The sequence below is a fragment of the Pseudoroseicyclus sp. H15 genome (genome assembly GCF_054353345.1).
On sequence record NZ_JBTHJE010000008.1, the window covers coordinates 1 to 18,727 of the forward strand.

At 68.0% G+C, this 18,727-nt stretch carries 17 protein-coding genes and 1 tRNA gene; 5 read left to right on the forward strand and 13 right to left on the reverse strand.

Going from position 1 to position 18,727, the window contains the following annotated elements; translation table 11 throughout:
• On the forward strand, positions 1–330 hold a 330-nt coding region (locus ACXN5S_RS17870; protein ID WP_458606840.1), incomplete at its 5' end, for a LysR substrate-binding domain-containing protein.
• A 145-nt stretch (positions 331–475) separates the two neighbouring features.
• Here ACXN5S_RS17870 and cynS read toward each other — a convergent pair.
• The 5 genes from cynS to nirB are packed head-to-tail and all read right to left on the reverse strand — an operon-like array spanning position 476 to position 6,430.
• Positions 476–943: a cyanase gene (cynS, locus tag ACXN5S_RS17875; RefSeq protein ID WP_458606841.1), complete on the reverse strand. Its 468-nt coding sequence runs from the start codon at positions 941–943 to the stop codon at positions 476–478.
• A gap of 23 nt (positions 944–966) precedes the next feature.
• Positions 967–2,676: a bifunctional protein-serine/threonine kinase/phosphatase gene (locus tag ACXN5S_RS17880; RefSeq protein ID WP_458606842.1), complete on the reverse strand. Its 1,710-nt coding sequence runs from the start codon at positions 2,674–2,676 to the stop codon at positions 967–969.
• 60 nt (positions 2,677–2,736) lie between these two features.
• Positions 2,737–3,588, reverse strand: coding sequence for a formate/nitrite transporter family protein (locus ACXN5S_RS17885; protein WP_458606843.1), 852 nt, complete (start codon positions 3,586–3,588; stop codon positions 2,737–2,739).
• Positions 3,589–3,617: 29 nt separating this feature from the next.
• A complete protein-coding gene (gene nirD / locus ACXN5S_RS17890) occupies positions 3,618–3,962 on the reverse strand; it encodes a nitrite reductase small subunit NirD (RefSeq protein ID WP_458606844.1) in 345 nt (114 codons plus the stop codon).
• Positions 3,959–6,430: a nitrite reductase large subunit NirB gene (nirB, locus tag ACXN5S_RS17895; protein ID WP_458606845.1), complete on the reverse strand. Its 2,472-nt coding sequence runs from the start codon at positions 6,428–6,430 to the stop codon at positions 3,959–3,961. Before nirB ends, nirD begins: the two co-directional genes overlap by 4 nt.
• Before the next feature lie 324 nt (positions 6,431–6,754).
• Here nirB and ACXN5S_RS17900 point away from each other — a divergent pair, with 324 nt between their 5' ends.
• Positions 6,755–6,895 carry a hypothetical protein gene (locus ACXN5S_RS17900; protein WP_458606846.1) on the forward strand — a complete coding sequence of 47 codons (141 nt, stop codon included), beginning with the start codon at positions 6,755–6,757 and terminating at the stop codon, positions 6,893–6,895.
• Between the two features lie 56 nt (positions 6,896–6,951).
• Here the strand turns inward: ACXN5S_RS17900 and ACXN5S_RS17905 are convergent, their stop codons facing one another.
• The 5 genes from ACXN5S_RS17905 to ACXN5S_RS17925 all read right to left on the reverse strand — a co-directional run bounded on the left by ACXN5S_RS17905 (position 6,952) and on the right by ACXN5S_RS17925 (position 11,995).
• Complete coding sequence (locus ACXN5S_RS17905; protein ID WP_458606847.1) at positions 6,952–7,539, reverse strand: glutathione S-transferase family protein; 588 nt, start codon at positions 7,537–7,539, stop codon at positions 6,952–6,954.
• Between the two features lie 181 nt (positions 7,540–7,720).
• A complete protein-coding gene (cysG, locus tag ACXN5S_RS17910; protein ID WP_458606848.1) occupies positions 7,721–9,091 on the reverse strand; it encodes a siroheme synthase CysG in 1,371 nt (456 codons plus the stop codon).
• 239 nt (positions 9,092–9,330) lie between these two features.
• A complete protein-coding gene (locus ACXN5S_RS17915) occupies positions 9,331–10,500 on the reverse strand; it encodes an ABC transporter substrate-binding protein (protein ID WP_458606849.1) in 1,170 nt (389 codons plus the stop codon).
• On the reverse strand, positions 10,497–11,078 hold the full coding sequence (locus ACXN5S_RS17920) for an ANTAR domain-containing response regulator (RefSeq protein WP_458606850.1): 582 nt from the start codon (positions 11,076–11,078) through the stop codon (positions 10,497–10,499). Before ACXN5S_RS17920 ends, ACXN5S_RS17915 begins: the two co-directional genes overlap by 4 nt.
• Before the next feature lie 737 nt (positions 11,079–11,815).
• Positions 11,816–11,995, reverse strand: a complete 180-nt coding sequence (locus tag ACXN5S_RS17925; RefSeq protein ID WP_458606851.1) for a ribbon-helix-helix protein, CopG family — start codon at positions 11,993–11,995, stop codon at positions 11,816–11,818.
• Positions 11,996–12,104: 109 nt separating this feature from the next.
• On the opposite strand from ACXN5S_RS17925, the gene ACXN5S_RS17930 reads away from it, so the two are divergent.
• Positions 12,105–12,632 (forward strand): hypothetical protein, encoded by a 528-nt coding sequence (locus ACXN5S_RS17930; protein WP_458606852.1) that lies wholly within the window; start codon positions 12,105–12,107, stop codon positions 12,630–12,632.
• Between the two features lie 186 nt (positions 12,633–12,818).
• Positions 12,819–14,177 carry a competence protein CoiA family protein gene (locus ACXN5S_RS17935; RefSeq protein WP_458606853.1) on the forward strand — a complete coding sequence of 453 codons (1,359 nt, stop codon included), beginning with the start codon at positions 12,819–12,821 and terminating at the stop codon, positions 14,175–14,177.
• A 487-nt stretch (positions 14,178–14,664) separates the two neighbouring features.
• Here ACXN5S_RS17935 and ACXN5S_RS17940 read toward each other — a convergent pair whose 3' ends face one another.
• From ACXN5S_RS17940 to ACXN5S_RS17950, 3 genes are all read right to left on the reverse strand, one after another.
• Positions 14,665–15,744 (reverse strand): hypothetical protein, encoded by a 1,080-nt coding sequence (locus ACXN5S_RS17940; RefSeq protein ID WP_458606854.1) that lies wholly within the window; start codon positions 15,742–15,744, stop codon positions 14,665–14,667.
• A gap of 301 nt (positions 15,745–16,045) precedes the next feature.
• A tRNA-Asn gene (locus ACXN5S_RS17945) sits at positions 16,046–16,120 on the reverse strand.
• 59 nt (positions 16,121–16,179) lie between these two features.
• The gene (locus ACXN5S_RS17950) at positions 16,180–17,076 is read right to left on the reverse strand and encodes an MBL fold metallo-hydrolase (protein WP_458606855.1); all 897 of its coding nucleotides are present in this window, start codon (positions 17,074–17,076) and stop codon (positions 16,180–16,182) included.
• Positions 17,077–17,115: 39 nt separating this feature from the next.
• Between ACXN5S_RS17950 and ACXN5S_RS17955 the strand changes: the two genes are divergently transcribed.
• Positions 17,116–18,438: an ATP-binding protein gene (locus ACXN5S_RS17955; protein ID WP_458606856.1), complete on the forward strand. Its 1,323-nt coding sequence runs from the start codon at positions 17,116–17,118 to the stop codon at positions 18,436–18,438.
• Positions 18,439–18,727: the final 289 nt, after the last annotated feature.

Below are 18,727 nucleotides of genomic sequence, written 5' to 3' on the forward strand. Positions count from 1 at the left end.
CCATTCCGGATCGGAGATCGCGAGAGCGAGCTGATGCTGTCCGCTGGCATCACGGTCGATGCGAGCGAGGCGCTGGTGGCGTCGGTCGTGGCCGGAGGCGGCATAGGGATGCTCTCGACGTTCGTCGCTGCGCCGTTCGTGAAACGAGGGGAGTTGGCGCCGGTTCTCTCCGAGTTTGCCGTTGAGCGCGGCAAAATCACGGCTCTCTGGCCCGAGAGCCGGCGAGCCAACCCGGCCGTGCGCGCGTTTCTTGCCATGTTGCAGGGCTTGTCGGCCGGAGATCCGCCGTCTGGATCTCGCGCTATCCGTTCGCCCCACGCGGGGCTGTAGCCGCCCGGCCTGAATCCACCCCTGACCCATGACCTTCGTTCGAGGCGCGGACCTGCCGGGCGTTACGCAGGCTCGACAGACAGACGTCGGACGGCTGGTTCTCACAAGGGGGCACGCCATTCGGCCCCCTTGTGACTGGCGGCCATTACCAGCTGTTGTAGCCCAGATACTTCCCGGACATCTCGATCTTGACCCGGTCGCCCTTGGGGTTCTCGACCCGGGTCACGGTCATGTCGAAGTCGATCGCCGACATGATGCCGTCGCCGAATTTTTCCTGAATCAGCGCCTTGATCGTTGGGCCGTAGACGCCGACGACTTCGTACAGGCGGTAGATGCAGGGATCGGTCGGCACGGTCTGGGCCCAGACCTTGGTCGGGCTTTCGGCCATCACCTCGGCCGCGCCTTCGGGCAGCTCTAAGAGGTCCGCCAGCGCCCTGGCCTTGGATTCGGGCATGGCGTTCATGCCGACGCAGGCGGAATGGGTCCAGACCGGGGACATGCCGATGGATTCGGCGATGCCTTCCCATGTCAGGCCCTGCCGCTTCTTGGCGGCGAGGACCAGCGCGGTGACGTCGTCGCGGGCCAGTTCTTCGGGGGTGATCACGTCCTTCATGACAGTCTCCTTGTCAGATTGAGTCAGGTCGAATGGGCGGCGAGGATCAGGCAGACGAGCGCCAAAAGCGCCGAGATCGCCTGCCAGAACCGAACGGGATTGCGCTGTGCCAGCGGCACATGCCGGGCGGCGGTCCAACCGGGCGCCGGGCGCGTCAGGTCGGCCACGAATTCGCTGAGCGCGTCGTAGCGGCGCAGCGGATCGGGGTGCAGCGCGCGGGCGAGCGCCGCATCCATCCAGTCGGGAACGCCAGAGTCATCGCCCCGCGCCGGGCGATAGGTCAGCCGGCGCTGGTCGGCGCGCGAGCGGATGCGGGCGACATCGGCACCATAGGGCAGACGGTCGGTGAGCAGCTCGTAGACGACCGCCGCCAGCGCGTATTGGTCGGACCGCCAGCTGACGGTATCGCCCGAGAGGTATTCGGGCGCGGTGTATTGGAAAGTGCCGGGCAGCGCGCCGAGCAGACCGGGCGCAGCCTCTTCCACCCCGGCGACACTGGCCGAGCCCAGATCGATGATGCGGACGGTGCCGTCGTCATCGATCATCGCGTTTTCGGGGCGGATGTCCTGATGCAGGATCTCCCGCCGGTGCAGCGCCTGCAGCCCGGCGGCAAGCTGGCGCGCGATGTCGCGGACCTGCACCAGCGTCGGCTCCGGGTGATCGGTCATCCATTGGCGCAGCGTGACACCCGGCACCCATTCGGTCGCAACATAGAGGGCCGTTGGCGCCCGGGTCTCTGCGGCGGCGACGACATGGGGCGAGGCGACGCGGCGGGCGATCCATTGCTCTGCCCCGAAGCGGCGGCGTGCAATGGGATCTGCCGCGATCTCGGCCGAGGGAACCTTGAGCGCGACATGGCGCCCGGCGGCATCGCGGGCGAGGAACAGGCGGCTGCGGGCCGAGGCGTGGATCTCTCGCACCAGCGTCAGGCCATCGATCGCCGCGCCGGGGGCGAGGGTGGCGGGCAGCGGCAGGTCGGGCTCGTCGCCGCAGGGGCCGTCCGCCACCGCGTCGATGCGGACGACCTGCGCGGTCATGTCGTCGGTGCTGCCTGCCTTCTTCGCGCGTGCGACCAGCTCCTCCGCCCCGTCCTGCGGTTCCTGCCCGCGCAGCGCGGCGCACATCTCCTGCGGCGAGAGATGCTCGTGCACCCCGTCGGTGGTCAGGACGAACACGTCGCCCGCCGCCACGCCGACGCGGCGATAGGCGATGTCGGCGCGGGGTTCGGCGCCCAGCGCCCGCGACAGGTGGCTGTCGCCCGCCCCCAGCGCAAGGCGGTGGTCCTGTGTCAGAGGCTCCAGCGTGTCGCCCGCGCGGCGCCAGATGCGGCTGTCGCCGAGATGAAAGAGATGCGCCTCGGACCCTTTGAGCACCAGCGCGGCGAAGGTGCAGACATGGCCGGCGTTGATATCGGCGACCGACCTGTTGCGGGCATGGAGCCAGCGGTTCAGCGCGTCGATGACCTGCCCCCCGGCGGTGCGCGCGCTCCAGCTATCGGGGGTGGCGGGGTAATCCGAGAGGAAGGTCTTGACCGCGATCTGCGCGGCCTCTCCCCCCACGGGGCTGGTGCTGATCCCGTCGGCGAGGGCGAGCGTGACGCCCTTGAGCGCAAGCTGCAGTCCGGTGGGGACGAGCGCGCCGTGAAAATCCTGGTTGTCCGGCTTGCCCCCGGCGGCAGAGCAGGCGCCGAGGCTCACACGCAAGGTGGCGGTGGCGGCGATGTCCCTGGGCACGGTGGCGGTCTCCGGAAAAGAAAGACGGGGGCCCGCGGTGTGCGGACCCCCTAAGGCGCGTTACTCGGCCGCGATGCCGGCGACGTCGTCGTTGCGGTCCAGCGCCACGCCGCGCTTGGGCGTTTCGCGGAAGTGCGTGGCGTAGATCATGCCGCCCACAAAGGTCAGCCCGCCGACGAGGTTGCCGACCACGGTGGGGATCTCGTTGAACAGGAAGTAGTCCATCCACGTGAACTCACCGCCCATGAAGATGCCCGACGGGAACAGGAACATGTTCACGATGGAATGCTCGAAGCCGAGGTAGAAGAAGACGAGGATCGGCATCCACATCGCCATGATCTTGCCCGACACGCTGGTCGACATCATCGCGGCGACGACGCCGGTCGACACCATCCAGTTGCACATCACGGCGCGGACGAAGAGCGTCAGCATCCCGCCAGCCCCGGCGGCGGCATAGCCCAGCGTCCGGCCTTCGCCGATATGGCCGATCTTGACGCCGACGTCGTTGGGTTCGGTGGTGAAGCCCATTGTGAAGATGATCGCCATGAACAGCGCCACCGTCAGCGCCCCGGCGAAGTTGCCGAGGAAGACGAGGCCCCAGTTCCTGAGCAGCCCCTTCATGTCACAGCCGGGCCGCTTGGCCAGCAGCGCCAGCGGCGCAAGGGTGAACACGCCGGTCAGCAGGTCGAAGCCCAGCAGGTAGAGCATGCAGAAACCCACCGGGAACAGGAGCGCGCCGATCAGCGGGTTGCCGGTGTTGACCGTGATGGTGATGGCGAAGGCCGCGGCGAGCGCGAGGATCGCGCCGGCCATGTAGGCGCGGATCAGGGTGTCCTTGGTCGACATGAAGATCTTGGATTCGCCGGCATCGACCATCTTGGCGGCGAATTCCTTGGGCTGGATGTATGACATTCTGTTCCCTCTGGAGGATGGTGGTGGCGTCAGGCGCCGGGTTGCAGGTTCAGGTAGATGTCGCGGCCGTCGAGCCGGACGGGAAAGGTGCGGGTGTGCCCCTCGTCGGCGCCGGTGGCATTGCCCGAGGCGAGAGAGATGACCCAGTTGTGCAGGGGGCATGTGACGCAGCCGTCATGCACGATCCCCTGGCTCAGCGGCCCGTTCTTGTGCGGGCACTTGTCTTCCAGTGCGAAGATGCGGTCGCCCGTTGTGCGGAAGACGGCGATCCGGATCGGCCCCGCTTCGACGCGGCGGGCGCCTTCGGCGGGGATGTCGTCGATGGTGCCGACATGGCGCCAGTCGATGTCGGTGGGGTGGAGGGCGACGTTCATTCGGCGGGCTCCATGACAGGGGCGGCGCCGGGTGCGTCGATCACCGCCATCGGGCTGAATTCGTGCTTGTCCATGCCCGAGACGCGCTCCGACCACGGGTCGGTCTGGGCGAATTGTTGGGAGAAGACGAAGCGGTCGAAATAGGCGCGGCGCCCGTCGCGGTCGTCGAGGATCGCGGCGCGGATGGTGTCGTGCCCCACGCGCGCCGCCCATTTGTAGATCCGCTCGAGGTAGTAGCCCTGTTCGCGGTACATCTGGACCATGGCGGCGGTGATCTCGACCGCCTCGTCCTCGGTCGAGACGAGGCCGAGCTTGGTCGTGCCCTGGATGTGCAGGCCAGCGGCGCCGGCGTAGTGGATTTCGAACCCGCTATCGACGCAGACGATGCCGATATCCTTGCAGGTCGCCTCGGCGCAGTTGCGGGGGCAGCCCGAGACGGCGAGCTTGACCTTGGCGGGCGTCCACGAGCCCCAGAGGAAGCGCTCCAGCCGGACGCCGAGGCCGGTGGAATCCTGCGTGCCGAAGCGGCACCAGGTGTTGCCGACGCAGGTCTTCACCGTGCGCAGGCCCTTGGCATAGGCGTGGCCCGAGACGAGCCCGGCGGCATTGAGATCGGCCCAGACGGCGGGCAGGTCTTCCTTGCGGACGCCGAGGAGGTCGATCCGCTGGCCGCCCGTCACCTTGACGTCGGGGATCGCGAACTTGTCCACCACGTCGGCGATGGCGCGCAGCTCTCCGGCCGAGGTCATGCCGCCCCACATCCGCGGGACCACCGAATAGGTGCCGTCCTTCTGGATGTTGGCGTGCACGCGCTCGTTGATAAAGCGGCTCTGCTGGTCGTCGCGATACTCGCCCGGCCAGTCGGCGAGCAGGTAGTAGTTCAGCGCCGGGCGGCACTTGGCGCAGCCGCCCGAGGTGGACCATTCCAGTTCCTGCATCACCGCCGGGATGGTCTTGAGGCCCTTGGCGCGGATCAGGCGGCGGACCTCTCCGTGCCCCAGCGTCGTGCAGCCGCACATGCCGTCGGCGGATTTCGTCACCGCGTCGCCCAAGGTCAGCGCCATCAGCCCTTCGACGAGCCCGGTGCAGGTGCCGCAGGAGGCGCTGGCCTTGGTATGGGCGCGGACCTCGGAGAGGCTGGTGAGGCCTTTTTGCGTGATCGCGTCGGTGATGCGGCCCTTGCAGATGCCGTTGCAGCCGCAGATCTCGGCGTCATCGGCGAGGTTCGCGACGGCGGCGAGCGGATCGGGCGCACCGCCCCCCTGATGCGCCTGTCCGAAGATCAGCGTCTCGCGGAGGGGGGTGACGTCTTCCCCCGATTTCAGCAGCTCGTTGTACCAGGTGCCGTCGGCGACATCGCCGTAGAGCACCGCGCCGACGACGCGATTGTCCTTCATGACAACGCGGCGATAGCTGCCGCGGGCGGCATCGCGCAGCACCACGTCCTCCACCCCCGGCCCGTCGGAGAAATCGCCGACCGAGTAGAGGTTGATGCCCGTGACCTTGAGCTTCGTCGGCGTCTCGGCATGGGCAAAGGCCGCATCGCCGCCCGTGAGGGTCGCCGCAGCGACTTCGGCCATGCGGTAGAGCGGCGCGACGAGGCCGTAGACGCGGCCCTCGACCTCGGCACATTCGCCGAGCGCGAGGATCGCGGGGTCCGAGGTGCGCATGGCGGTGTCGGTGACGATGCCGCGCCCGACCTCGAGCCCGGCGTCCTGCGCCAGTTGCTTGGCGGGGCGGATGCCGACGGCCATCACCACCAGCGATGCGTCGATGCGGCTGCCGTCTTTCAGTTCCACCGCCTCGACCCGGTCGGTGCCGAGGATGGCGGCGGTATCGGCGCCGCAGCGAACGTCGATCCCGCGCCGCTCCATCTCCTTTTGCAGCAGGTACCCCGCCGCCGGGTCGAGTTGGCGGTCCAGAAGCGTCGGCATCAGGTGCAGAACGGTAACGTCCATCCCCTGCGACCTGAGCCCTGCCGCGGCCTCCAGCCCCAAAAGCCCGCCGCCGATCACCACGGCCCGGCCCCCCGCACGCGCGGCCGCCTGCATCGCGGTGACGTCATCGAGGTCGCGATAGGCGAGCACGCCGGGCAGGTCGTGGCCGGGAAGCGGGATGATGAAGGGGGAGGAGCCGGTGGCGATCACCAGACGGTCGTAAGACGCGGTGATCCCGCTTGCCCCGGTCACGGTGCGGGCCGCGCGGTCGATCGCGGTGACGCGCTCCCCCCGGTGCAGGGTCACGTCGTTCTCGGCGTACCAGGCGTCGGTGTGGATGACGATGTCGTCGAAGGTCTTTTCGCCCGACAGCACCGGCGACAGGAGGATACGGTCGTAGTTCACGCGGGGTTCGGCGTTGAAGACGGTCACGTCGAACATGCCGGGCGCGGTTTCGAAGAGGCGGTCGAGCATCCGGCCGGGGGCCATGCCGTTGCCGATGACGACGAGACGCTGCTTGGGAAGGGTCATCAGGATCTCCGGTATCTGCTGGAAAGCGGAACCGGAGCGTCCGGGGCCGCGGCGATTTCTGTCAGGGGATGCGGTGAGGCATCGGCGATCCAGATTTGATCCGGATCTGAAAGGCAGCGACCTTGCTGCCCGCCCCGAAGGGCATCTTGACGGAAATTGCCGCGCCGTTGCGGCCAAGGGAGGAGCTGTTTCCTCCCGGGTGAATTGGTTTTAACCGGACGGAGACGGCCCAGACAACGAAAAGTGTGCCGTGGACAGGGGCGCGGCGGGGCGACCTGACGCAGCTGTCGATTTATTCAGCAAATGGCCCGATAGGAGGTGACGATGAAAGCATTTTGGAAACCGGCAGGTGAGTCGGGCGATTCGGCCCAGGCGAATCACAGGCGCGCAGAGCTGTGGTCTGATTGCGAACTGGTGCGCTCAATGCCGGTGCCCGTGCAGAAGGGCATCGGCATGGTCATCTGAATCGTAGGGCGGAGGGACGGAATTTCCGTTCGGAATTCCGTCAGGGATCGCGGCAGCTACGCCGGCGCGCCTCTCTGAAAGACCTCATATTGCGCGTCGAACGCGCGCTTGTAGGCCGGGCGTTCTGCCGCCCGCGCGATGTAATCGGTGAGACGCGGGTAGTCCTCGAGTAGTCCCGAGCCATCGAGCCTTCGCAGCGCGTGGACCATCAGGATGTCGGCGGCGCTGAAGGGGCCGGCCAGCCAGTCCGCGTCACCGAAGGCGGCGACAAGCTGGTCGAGCCGGGTGCTGATCCGGTCATCCACGATCTCAAATCGTTCTGCCTGCCAGCTTTTGCCGCCTTCGAAGAACCTTACGTTGTCGCGCTCCACGATCGGCGGTTCGACAGTGGCCAGTGCCGCGAACATCCAGCTGATGACTTTCGCGCGGGTAATGTCGTCCGCGGGCAGCAGCCCCTCATGGTGTTCGGCAATGTAAAAGACGATGGCACCGGATTCGAACAGGGACAGGGCGCCCTCTTCGTAGGTCGGGATCTGGCCGAATGGCTGAAGCCGCAGATGGGCGGGCTCTTTCATTTCCGCGAAGGTGACAAGGCGCACGTCGTAGGGCTGGCCGACTTCTTCCAGCGCCCAGCGAATGCGCATGTCGCGCGCAAGGCCTCTGCCCTTGTCAGGGGATGACTTGAAAGCCGTGATTGTTGGCATGGCGCTGATCCGTTTCCTGAACCTCGGTCCTTCGATTGGATCGAGTGTCGCCGAAAACGGTAATCCATGCCAATCGCAGAGTGCGCGGCACCTATTGCAATGCGGTCACCGCGTTCTGGGATCAGGCGACGGCGCGAGCGGCGGCGCGGCGTTTCGGCACACGCAGAAGCAGGATCGCGGGGCTCTGCAGGCCATGCGCCCGGATCGCGTCGGGCAACTCTGCCAGCGTGGTCGAGACGTGCCGCTCCTTCGGTGTGCTTGCCGAGGCGATGATGTCGACCTCGGCCCCGGCCGGAGCGCCGGCCGCCAGAAGATCGGCGGTGATGCAATCGGCCCGGTCGACCGCCATGTAGAACGCCGTCGCCGTACCGGGGCGCGCGGCCAGTGCGAGGTCGGGCGCGGCATCGCCGGGGCGGCAGGTGCCGGTGGTCAGCACCAGCATGTCGGTCTCTCCCCGCTCGGTCAGGGTGCGCGTCAGGCTGGCGGCGGCGGCCGAGGCGGCGGTGATGCCCGGCACGATCTCGACCTCGATCCCCGCCGCGCGCGCGGCCGCGACCTCTTCGGCGGCGCGTCCGAAGATCGATGGATCGCCCGACTTGAGCCGCACCACGCGCTTGCCCTCCCGCGCGGCGGCGACGATCAGGCGGTCGATATGCTCCTGCGGCCAGGCATTCGCGCCCACGGCCTTGCCGACATAGACGCGGTCGGCATCGCGGCGGGCCAGCTCCAGCACGTCGGGGTCGACGAGACGGTCGTAGAAGATGACATCGGCTTCCTGCAGGCGGCGCACCGCGCGCAGCGTCAGCAGGTCCCGCGCGCCCGGCCCGGCGCCCACCAGCGCGATATGTCCGGCAGGGTCTGACGCGGCGCCACCGGTGATGGCCCGCTTGAGGAGGCGGGCGGCGCCATCTTCATCTCCCGACAGGTGGGCGCGAAAGGCCGGGCCGGAAAAGGCCCATTCCCAGAAGGCGCGCCGCGCCCGGTGGGGCACCGCCGCGGCGACGGCATCGCGCATCCTGCCGGCAAGGGCGACGTAGGCGCCGAGACGCGGGGCGAGCATGGTCTCGATCTCGGTCTTGATCTGACGGCCCAGAACGGGCGCGGCACCTTCGGTCCCGATGGCGACGACGACCGGGTCGCGGTCGACGATCGACGGGGTGAAGGCATCGCACATCTCGGGCCGGTCAACGACATTGACCACGGCCCCAGCGGCGCGGGCCAGCGCGGCAAGGCTGGCGTCCAGCCCGACGCAGCCGGTGGCGACAAAGACCAGCGCGGCGCGGTCGAAGGTGTTCGGGCGCAGAACCGCATGGTGGAGGGCGCGGCCCGAGGCGACCAGCCCGGCCAGTTCGTCGTCCAGCTTTGCGGCGAGGACGACGATCTCGGCCTCTGTCTTCAGCACCAGCCGCGCCTTGCGCGCCGCCTCTTCCCCGCCGCCGCAGATCACGACACGGCGGCCGGCCATCTTCAGGAACATCGGAAAGTTCTGCATCGTCTCGCTCCAGACCATCGATTAAACGTCAAAAGGCCGCCGACACGTCCGCGATCATCTCGCGAATGGGTCGAGCGGCCGCGCTCGGGGTGCCCAGAATCGGGCGACGGATTCAGGAAGCGGGGCGACGCCGTTGCCGCGCCCGACCTCTGGATAGCGTGACGCTTGCCGCTGCGACAAGCCCCTTCGGGGCGGCGGGGCGCAGGTTTCTATACTGCGCTGTTGGCCTTGCCGCTTTTTCAGGCGGAGGGATCGAAGATCGTGCCGTCGAAGAACGTGTCGGATTTGAGGATCAGGCGGCCCGATTCCGAAGGAACGGCGGTGTCATGCGCCAGTGCGCCCTCCATCTTCTCCGACGCGCCCGGCATCACGGCCCCGACATCGGCCAAGTGACGGCGGTAGAGATCCGTTCGGAACGCGCCCTTGGCGATCTCGGCCGCCTCGCGCCGGTCGAGCCCCAGCCGCCCGGCGATCTGCGTGGCGATCCAGGCCGCCTCGGACCGCCAGGGGAAGGTCGCGGCGGCGTCGAAGAATTCGACGAAGCCCGGGAAGCTTCGCAGTTCGCCCCGCGGAGAGAGGACGAAGCGGCCGGTCAGGGCGCGGTCGACGATCTCGGCAGGAACGTCGAGGTATTCCGGCCGCCCCAACAGCTCGGCCGTGGTCGTATGCGCCTCGGGCCGGCTCAGCCAGCGCGAGGCGCGCCAGACCGCGCGCATCAGGCGGGCGGTGCGCTCGGGGTCGCCCTCGGCGGTGTCACGGCGCATCGCCAGCACCTTTTCCGGGGCGAATTTCCGGATCGCGAGGCCGGGCAGCAGGATCTCACCGACCCCGGTCTCGACCGCCATGGAGCCCCACGGCTCCGCCACGCAGAAGGCGTCGATCTCTCCGGACGCCAGCGCCTGATGCAGCAGCGGGGGCGGGATCGTCCGCACCGTCACATGGCTGGGGGCGGGCAGGCCCGAGGCGGTCAGCCAGTAGAACAGCAGTTCGGCATGCATCGAGAAGGGAAACGGCACGCCGAGCGTCAGAGGCTGGCCAAGCTGCGCCAGCGCGCGGCCGGCGGAGGCCGCATCCATCGGATCGTGCCGGTATCCGGCGGCGCGCAGCGCATCGCCGAGGGCGCGGCTGACGGTCACGTTGTTGCCGTTCACCGACAGCACCATCAGCACGTCGATCTGATCCGGCATCCCGCCGAGGCCCATGGCCATGGCCACAGGCAGGGGCGACAGCATGTGCGCCGCCTCGATCCGCCGCGTCACCAGCATGTCGCGCATCGCCGACCAGCTGGGCGCGCGGGTCAGGCGCAGGTCCAGCCCCTCTTCCTCGGCAAAGCCGAGCTCCCGCGCGACGATTAGCGGCGCGGCATCGACCAGCGGGATCACGCCCGCCTCGATCGCTTCGACACTCACGAAAGCAGCCCCGCCGTGGTAACGAGCGCCTGCGCGACGTCGGGCACCTTGCGGCCCTGGTCCATCGCGGTCTTGCGCAGCAGCGAATAGGCCTCATCCTCGCTGAGGCCCTTCATCTTCATCAGGATACCCTTGGCGCGGTCGATCACCTTGCGCTCTTCCAGCGCCTGCTTGGCTGTCTCCAGCTCGACCCGCATCCGATGGAACATGTTGAACCGCGCGATTGCCGCGTCGAGGATCGGCTTGATCCGGTTCGGCCTGAGCCCGTCGACGACATAGGCCGACACCCCGGCCTCGATCGCCGCTTGGGTCAACTTGTCGCCGGACTGATCGACGAACATCGCCACCGGCCGGTCCAGCGGGCCCGAGGCCAGCGCCAGTTCCTCTAGCGTGTCGCGCGACGGGTTGGCGATGTCGATGAGGATCACGTCCGGCGCAAGGATCGCGACCCGCCGCGCCAGACCGATCGACTCGGCGATCACGGCGATGTCGTAGTCACCCGCGTCGCGCAGGCTGTCGACAATCAGCCGCGCACGCTCGGGGTCCTGTTCTACGACGACGACGGAGAGTTTCTTCATCCCTGCAGGATACGCGGACGCGCCGGGGTGGGAACGCTCCGCCCAAGCGTGCTGCGTCTGGACACCTCGGTCGCACGGCAGATGGGCGCGCCGGGCCCTGAAAGGACAGAAATTACGCTTAGGTAGTTTAGCGCCTGTGCCGGGAGACTCCAGCACCAGTGGGCGCTTGGGGTCCGACCCGGTGCCGCCCGGTTCATGTCCTCGCCCCACTCATTGCCGGTGCCAGGCGACCCCGCCCCCCTGTCCGCTTCATTCAACGCGGCTTGGTTGAGGGCGACCGGATGTCGGCCGCATTGCTCAGTCGATGATCGCCGCAATGAATGTCCGCTTTGCGGTCTGCATTTACCGTTCGTCTACATTGCTGCGAACGACCACGTCCCGCCCTCCGCATCGACGAGGCGAGTTCTTGCCTGACCTTCCGGCCGAATGTCCGTTTACTCCGTCGGTCGGGGGTGATCTCGTCCCTGCGGCGAATGTCAGCTTCCCGCCCTTCCTTGACCTTGGTGGCGACTGCGGCGAACGGCTGCTCCCCGCCCTTTTCGGACCTCGCGTTTTGGCGCAACGAACGTCAGCCTCCGCCCCAAACGGACATGACGTCAGCTCAATATCTCGCTATCGACGGTGGTCGTTCAAGGGAACGGGAGGCCCTTGCGGGGCCCGCACTGTTCTATCTGGCCGCCCTGGCGGAGGAGCGTCCTACGGAGCGTCGACCCCTTTAGCCGAACTAGAGCCGGCGATCATTCGCCCCCGACCTTCTCACGTTCGTCCAGCCAGTCTTCCAGTATGCGCCGTATCATCTCCGGCCTGTTTGGGAGGTCATCTTCCCGCTTCCTCGCCTCGTCGAGGCGACGAACGAGTTCCATCTGCATCCGCGTGTTGACGGCTATCGAATCAACTTCCGGACGGCCTCGCTTCATTTTCTTAGCTCCGCTGCTTTACAGCGCTATAAATTCCATGTTAAGCATGTGGACGCAAGAGTTGCACCTCTCGCGCCCACACTGACCAGACGATCCTATGGAGATCACCATGGCTACCCATTTTCCTATCACGTCCGTGTCCGCGGGCCACTCCCTGCTTTCCACCATTGCCATCCTTCCGGTGGAGGATGCCTTCACCGACACGCTCGACTGGTCTAACCGGGCTGTCGAGCTGGAGAAAGCGCTCGACCACCGCCACTTCGGCGACACCTCGCACCGCATCTCCTTCGCCTTCGCGGATGCCGCCTGGGCGCGGGCCTTCGCGCTCCTCGACCTCGTCATCGCCCTCGAGCCTGTGACGCCGCTCTGCTGCGCGCTGCAGGAGGTCGCCTGGCTGATGCGGGACGCGATGGTGGAGCAGGAGGACGGGGCGATCCGGGCCGTGGCCGGCGGCGACGCCTCCCGCGACCTCGTCCGGCCGATGTCCGGCACCGATGCCGCCAGCCGGAGGGCGCGGATGCTCACCGAGCACGCGCTCGGGATCCTCGCGGCGCAGCTGCCTGTGCTGGAGGCGACGCTGGTGGAGCCGGTGCTGCAGCTCGCCCGGGCAGTGCCCTCCGTCCCTGAACCGGCCTGATCCCCCGCGTCCGCAGAGCCTGACCGGCAGCGCATCGCGTTCCTCCCGCGCTTCTCGCGGGGCCGGCCGGGGCCTGTCTGCTGCAAGCGAGGCCGCTCCTCGGGCGCTCCGCCTCCCGCCACCTCCTCCCCGCCCGCCAACCGCGGCGGCCGGCTTCCTTCCCTCATGCCAGAAGGATTTCGTCCCATGTTCGACGATGCCTCCACCCCCGCCATCGACCGCCTCCTCACCTCCGTCCTCGACCTGCGCTCCGATCCTCCGAACGAGGTGGAGACCGCCGCTCTCCTCGACGCCCTCACCGCCGAAGAGGTCGCCCTCCTTCGCCGCGAGATCACCACTGCTCGGGCAGAGGGGAAGGAGCTCTTCCGCTGCCCGGCCTGCGGCAGCGGCCTCGTCCTCTCGACCCTCCCGCTCGGCCCCGGCCTGACGGGCGGCGGGCGGACCTTCTTCAAGCATGCCGGCGCTGCCATTGCCTGCCCCCTCCGGGGCGACGAGACCCGCCATCCCGACGACGTCGACGCCATTCGTTTCGACGATAAGCAGGAAGGCGCGCGCCACGAGACGCTGAAGCTGACCCTCGCCGGGTTGCTCGCGACCGACCCCGCCTTCTCGGAGGTCGCCATCGAGACGCCCATCGTCCTGGAAGGCGGCTGGCGCCGGCCGGACGTGCAGGCGGTGCTGGATGGCACCCGGGTGGTGTTCGAGGTCCAGCTCGCCCCGATCCAGCTGCCACGGATCATCGCGCGGGAGAGGGCCTACGCGCAGGCCGGCATCCGCCTTGTCTGGGTTGTCGATGCCGACCGGCTGACGGAGGAGGTCTGGCGGCAGTCGCACCAGGACCTGCTCGCCGGGCAGGGCGGGCGGCTGATCGCGATCGGCGACGTTGAGGTCGCCGAGATGGCTTTCGCGGTGGCCGGACTCGACGCGATCACCATGCCGCCGCGGGACCCCTCCGCAATCGTCCGGCTGGTGACCGTCCGGGAGCGGGAGGGTGGCTTTGACCTCGATCGCCGCTCGATGCCCCTGCGCCGGGCGGTCGATCTCGTCACGCCTGTCGATCCCGCTGCCCGGTCGCCGCTCGCGCGGGACCGCCTCAGCCAGGCGCTCTTCGCGGCGCTGCGAGACGGGGACGGGGCGCGGATCGGGGCTGAGCTCGGGGCGCTGTGCGACCTCCTCGACCTCGAGGTCGGGGCCGAGGCCGCTCAGGCCGACGGTGTCCCGGCGGCGGTCGCCGCCGTCGGCACATCGCTCACGGGAGCGAAGTGCGACGCCAGCAACTTCGGCGAGGACGAGGCGACGGCGATCCTAAACAACTTCCTGCACACCGAACGCCACCGCCCTTGGGCGCCGCTCTTCGCGCAGAACGGGTCAGACCTCACTTCCGCCGCGCCACTCGACACCCCTTATCCTTCTCCAAGGGAAACGGCAGCAGTTCGACTGCCTGCTTCAGGTCAGCGAGCGGGGCCCGCGTCCCGTAGACGCCATCATGCACATCCGCGGCCTCGTGACCAAGGAGGTCGCGGCGCACCTTGTCAGAGACACTGATGTGCCCGTCGAGTTCCTGTTTTACGTAATGGCGGAGCGAATGCAGGCAGAGTTCCCGCGGGTTGCCGTCGAACTGCTTCTTCATGGCGGTGGAAAAGGTGTAATAGAGCTTCTCACCATACTTCACTTCTGGGGGTTTTGGCTTGAGCTCAGGGAAGAGATCCCGGTTCTTGCGCTTACGCATGCTTGAGACGTAATCGAGGAAACCGTGCCCGATGAGGGCGCTGTGAATCGGGATCTGCCGGCGGGACGCCCTTGTCTTGATGTGGCGGTCTCCGTTGTCATCGGTTTCCTCGACGTCGAAATACCAGACGTCGTCTTGGTTCCTTATGTCGGCCACTGCCAGACCTGCAATCTCCTCGCGGCGAGCTCCGGTCACCGCAATGATGAGCGGCACCCAGTAGTGAGCGTCCATGATGATGCGGGATCCCTCCACGTGCCTCCTGTCAGGGCTCTTACAACCGGCCCAGATCGAGTGCGCGAAATACTAATATACCTCATCCGACGTGAAGGTGGACCGCTTCTCACGCCGGCGCTTCTCCTGTCTCGTGGGCTTCGGCTTCAGGCCAGTCACGTTCAGGTCCCGGTCGACAGGAATGCCATCGAGCCTGGCCCGGTCGAGCAGCTGGCTGATCACTCCGAAGTGTCGCTTGATGGTTCCAGTGGCGAGTCCGACCCTGGACTTCGGCATCGTGCCGGCCAGCTCGAGAACGTCCCGAAGGTCGAGGTCCGCGTCACTGGAGCGTTTGCCCAAGGACTTCGGAACCCGATGGAGTAGGTCGCCGAACCGCGCCAAATCCTTTTGGCCAACACGACGGATATCCGCGACGCCGGTCAATCTGGTGAAGAGGCTGGCACTTCTCAGATAGCCCGTGAGGGTATCCTGCCGATGCCCGGCCCTCTCGCCCATCGTCGCCAGTCTTTCCGCGACCGCCATGATGGACGGATCGTAGGGCTGCTCCTCGACCTCCTGATCGGCCACCACCGGCACTATGGTGGGCGCGGACTGCGGGGCCGGGCTCGCGACCGGATGATCAATCCGGGAGGGTAGGGAATTCAGGTGGCGGACGACCGCGGCATCGGCCGCTTCCGCATGGGCTGTCGTGCGGGCCTCGGGCAGCCGGTTGGCCGCCTGCCAGGCAATCGAGCGGCCGTGGTGGTAGGCCTCAAAGACCGCCATCCTAGCCAGCGCTGTGGTCACGGCTTCGCCTGTCAGACCGGTGAACTGCGAGACGGTCCGGTTCTGCCAACCTTCTGACCTTGCCTGTCCGACGAAGGAATCGAGCAACTGATCGACCTGCGCCCCGAATTCGCGGTCGTCCCCGGGCATGCCCAAGCTGGCCAAGTTCGCCGGCGTGGCCCTCGCGCCCAAACCGTCACGGGCGATCATTTGCGCGGCGACCATCGACGCCTTGTCCCAGTTCGCCCAGTCCTCGGGATCGTCGCCATCGCTCCGGGCGAGGACACGGAGCCTCTCTGTCTTTGCGAGCAGATCATCACGCACCATGGCGGCGAACCTGTCGAGCGCGGCGCGCGAAGGGGTATCGGGATGAATATCGTCCAGCATTTTGTCGAACTCGCTGCTCAGCTTTCGGGCCAGTTCACGCGCAAGATGGTGTCTGTCGTCCGCAGAGACAGCTGGATGCAGCGATTACCTGTGGATTGAGCCGGCTGCCGGCGACGCCAGGTCCAGACGGCGCCGCGTCGGAACAGGTGGGTCTGGATAGTCATTTCGCGCCTCAATCGAGAGGCGGTCCGGACCTATGTCGAACTCCCGATGTGCGACACCCATGTGTGACACACCTGTGTTACACGACCGGAGCTGCAAACGCAGTTCCTGTGTCAGATCAACGACTTGAGGGAGAAATTGGCTCCGGCGGTAGGGATCGAACCTACGACCAATTGATTAACAGTCAACTGCTCTACCGCTGAGCTACGCCGGACCACCGGCGGCGATATAGCAATGGTGGCGGGGGGTGTAAACGGGGCGCGGCGAGAAAAATCACGTCAGGATGAAGGTTGCGTCCGGCGCCAGAGAGGGCGCGGCCTGCACCAGGGATTTCTCTTCGAGATCAACCAGATGGGCGAAGACGTTGCGCTCTGCCGCGCCGCGCAGCGACCAGGCGATGTCGCCGTAGAGCCGTGAGGTTATCTCGGCGGGTCTCATCGGGCCGTCAGCGAGTGCCGCGAGGATCTGGGCGGTGCGCTCCTCGCGGTGACGGATCAGCCAGGCGAGGCGTTCCGCCGGGCGCTCGACAGGGGCGCCGTGACCGGGCAGCAGGCGGGCGGGCGAGAGGGAGGCGAGGCGGCGGCAGGAGGCGAGAAAATGGGAGACGTCGCCGTCCGGCGGCGAGACGACGGAGGAGGCCCAGCCCATCGCGACGTCACCCGTGAAAATGACCTCGCCCAGGCGGAAGCTCAGGTGGTTGCCGAAATGGCCGGGCGTCCAGAGCGCCTCCAGCTCCCAGTCGGGGCCGGTGAGGCGCTCTCCGTCGGCCAGCGTGAACGTAGGGGAGAAGCGCTCGTCCACCCCGCCGCCGGCGCCGGCACGGCCAGATTGGGCGAGACGGGTCATGGCGGCGGAGCGGCCGGCGAGGGCGTCGCCATAGGCCAGAACGGGCGCGCCGGTGCGGGCCGCCAGCGCGGGGGCCAGCGCGGAATGGTCGAGATGGGCGTGGGTGACGAGGATCGCCTCGACGGGCCGCCCGCCGATGGCGCGCTCAAGGACGGCGAGATGGGCGGGAGTGTCTGGCCCCGGGTCGATCACGGCCAGCCGCGTCTCGCCCACGATGTAGCTGTTGGTGCCCCAGAAGGTCATCGGCGAGGCGTTGGGCGCCAGCACCCGCAGCACGCCCGGGCCCACGCGCTCGGCCACGCCCGGCTCGGGCCCCGCGCTCATGCGGCTTTTGCTCCGCCCGCGCGGGGGGTAGCGTTCGGCATGGCATACACTTGGCTCAAGCCCCTTCTGCCGCGCGGCCTTTACGGGCGGGCGGCGCTTATCCTCATCCTGCCGGTCGTGCTTCTTCAACTGTTCGTCTCGGTCAGTTTTGTCCAGCGCCATTACGAGGGGGTGACGGAGCAGATGACCCGCTCGATCCTCTACGATCTGCGGCTTGTGACCGCCCAGATCGAGGCGGCGCCGAGCCTGCCGGACGCCCAGCTGCGCGCCGCCGAGCTTGGACAGGCGTTGCGTCTGGCCATCGCCGTGCCGGTGGAGGGCGCGCCAGCGGAGGATTGGCGCAGCCCCTGGGATCTGTCGGGGCGCATCGTTATCGACATGCTCGCGGCCGATCTGCCGGGGCTCCAGGCCGTGAGCTTTGAAGACCCGCGCCGTGTGCTGGTGTGGCTGGAGACGGACTGGGGCGAGATGCGGGTGACCTTCCGGCGCACGCGCGTTTCTGCCACGAACCCGCATCAGTTGCTGATCTGGACGGTGTTCTTCGGGGCGATCTTCGTGCTTATCGCCTTCTCCTTCCTGCGCAACCAGCTGCGCCCCATCAAGCGGCTGGCGGCGGCGGCGGCGGCCTATGGCAAGGGCAGGGTGCTCCCCTACCGGCCCGGCGGCGCGGTGGAGGTGCGGGCGGCGGGGCAGGCCTTTCTCGACATGCGCGAGCGGATCGAGCAGCAGAAGGACGCGCGGGTGCTCATGCTGTCGGGCATCAGCCACGATCTGCGCACGCCGTTGACGCGCCTGAAGCTGGGGCTGGAGTTGCTGCCGGAGGAGGAGGCCGCCCCGATGCGGCAGGACGTGCGTGACATGGAGCGGATGGTCGCGGCCTTCCTCGATTTCGCCCGCGGCGACAGCGGCGACGAGGAGGAGGAGGTCGACCCCGCCGAGCTGCTGCGCCGCGCCGTGGCGGATGCCGCGCGGGGCGGGCAGGATGTGGTGCTGCGCCTCCCGGAGGAGGCGCCGCCGGTGGCGCGGCTGCGGGCAATGGCGGTGCGCCGGGCGCTCGACAACCTCATCGGCAATGCGCTGCGCTACGGCACCCGCGTGGAGGTGGCGCTGGAGGCGGGCGAGGGCGCCTGGAGTTTCGTGGTGGAGGATGACGGGCCGGGCATCCCGGCTGATCAGCGCGCCGCCGCCATGCGCCCCTTCGCCCGGCTCGACCCGGCGCGCGGTGGGGGCAGCGGCGGCGCCGGCGTGGGGCTGGGTCTGGCGATCGTGGATGACATTGCGCAGAGCCACGGGGGGAGGCTGGTGCTGGGCGAGTCGATGCGGCTGGGTGGATTGCGGGCGGAGATGCGGATCGCGCGGTAAGGCATGCAAAGGTGAGCCGGTAGCTACGATGGCCCAGCCGGTCTGCCACAAGCGCCTCGGTTGCAAGCGCAGGGCGAGCGCTGGCACGTGGGGTGGCGCTCTTCCGGTGCCGCTGATGCGTTTTATGCTTGCCAAACCCCTCCGAGCATCGAGCTGCGCGCTGCCTTCACCAGAGCGCCAGCCCGCGGGACGGGCCGGCGCTCGCCCTGCGCCTTCGGCGCGCACCGGGCTGGGGAAGGAGCGGGGATGGGTCGCTGCATAGGGGAGGGATCGTTACGCGCTAACTCGA

Coding starts and splice junctions, on each gene's coding strand:
- cynS (WP_458606841.1), bottom strand. CDS start 943: ATGAAGGACGTGATCACCCCCGAAGAACTGGCCCGCGACGACGTCACC.
- ACXN5S_RS17885 (WP_458606843.1), bottom strand. CDS start 3,588: ATGTCATACATCCAGCCCAAGGAATTCGCCGCCAAGATGGTCGATGCC.
- nirD (WP_458606844.1), bottom strand. CDS start 3,962: ATGAACGTCGCCCTCCACCCCACCGACATCGACTGGCGCCATGTCGGC.
- nirB (WP_458606845.1), bottom strand. CDS start 6,430: ATGACCCTTCCCAAGCAGCGTCTCGTCGTCATCGGCAACGGCATGGCC.
- ACXN5S_RS17900 (WP_458606846.1), top strand. CDS start 6,755: ATGAAAGCATTTTGGAAACCGGCAGGTGAGTCGGGCGATTCGGCCCAG.
- ACXN5S_RS17905 (WP_458606847.1), bottom strand. CDS start 7,539: ATGCGCATTCGCTGGGCGCTGGAAGAAGTCGGCCAGCCCTACGACGTG.
- cysG (WP_458606848.1), bottom strand. CDS start 9,091: ATGCAGAACTTTCCGATGTTCCTGAAGATGGCCGGCCGCCGTGTCGTG.
- ACXN5S_RS17920 (WP_458606850.1), bottom strand. CDS start 11,078: ATGAAGAAACTCTCCGTCGTCGTCGTAGAACAGGACCCCGAGCGTGCG.
- ACXN5S_RS17925 (WP_458606851.1), bottom strand. CDS start 11,995: ATGAAGCGAGGCCGTCCGGAAGTTGATTCGATAGCCGTCAACACGCGG.
- ACXN5S_RS17930 (WP_458606852.1), top strand. CDS start 12,105: ATGGCTACCCATTTTCCTATCACGTCCGTGTCCGCGGGCCACTCCCTG.
- ACXN5S_RS17935 (WP_458606853.1), top strand. CDS start 12,819: ATGTTCGACGATGCCTCCACCCCCGCCATCGACCGCCTCCTCACCTCC.
- ACXN5S_RS17940 (WP_458606854.1), bottom strand. CDS start 15,744: ATGCTGGACGATATTCATCCCGATACCCCTTCGCGCGCCGCGCTCGAC.
- ACXN5S_RS17950 (WP_458606855.1), bottom strand. CDS start 17,076: ATGAGCGCGGGGCCCGAGCCGGGCGTGGCCGAGCGCGTGGGCCCGGGC.
- ACXN5S_RS17955 (WP_458606856.1), top strand. CDS start 17,116: ATGGCATACACTTGGCTCAAGCCCCTTCTGCCGCGCGGCCTTTACGGG.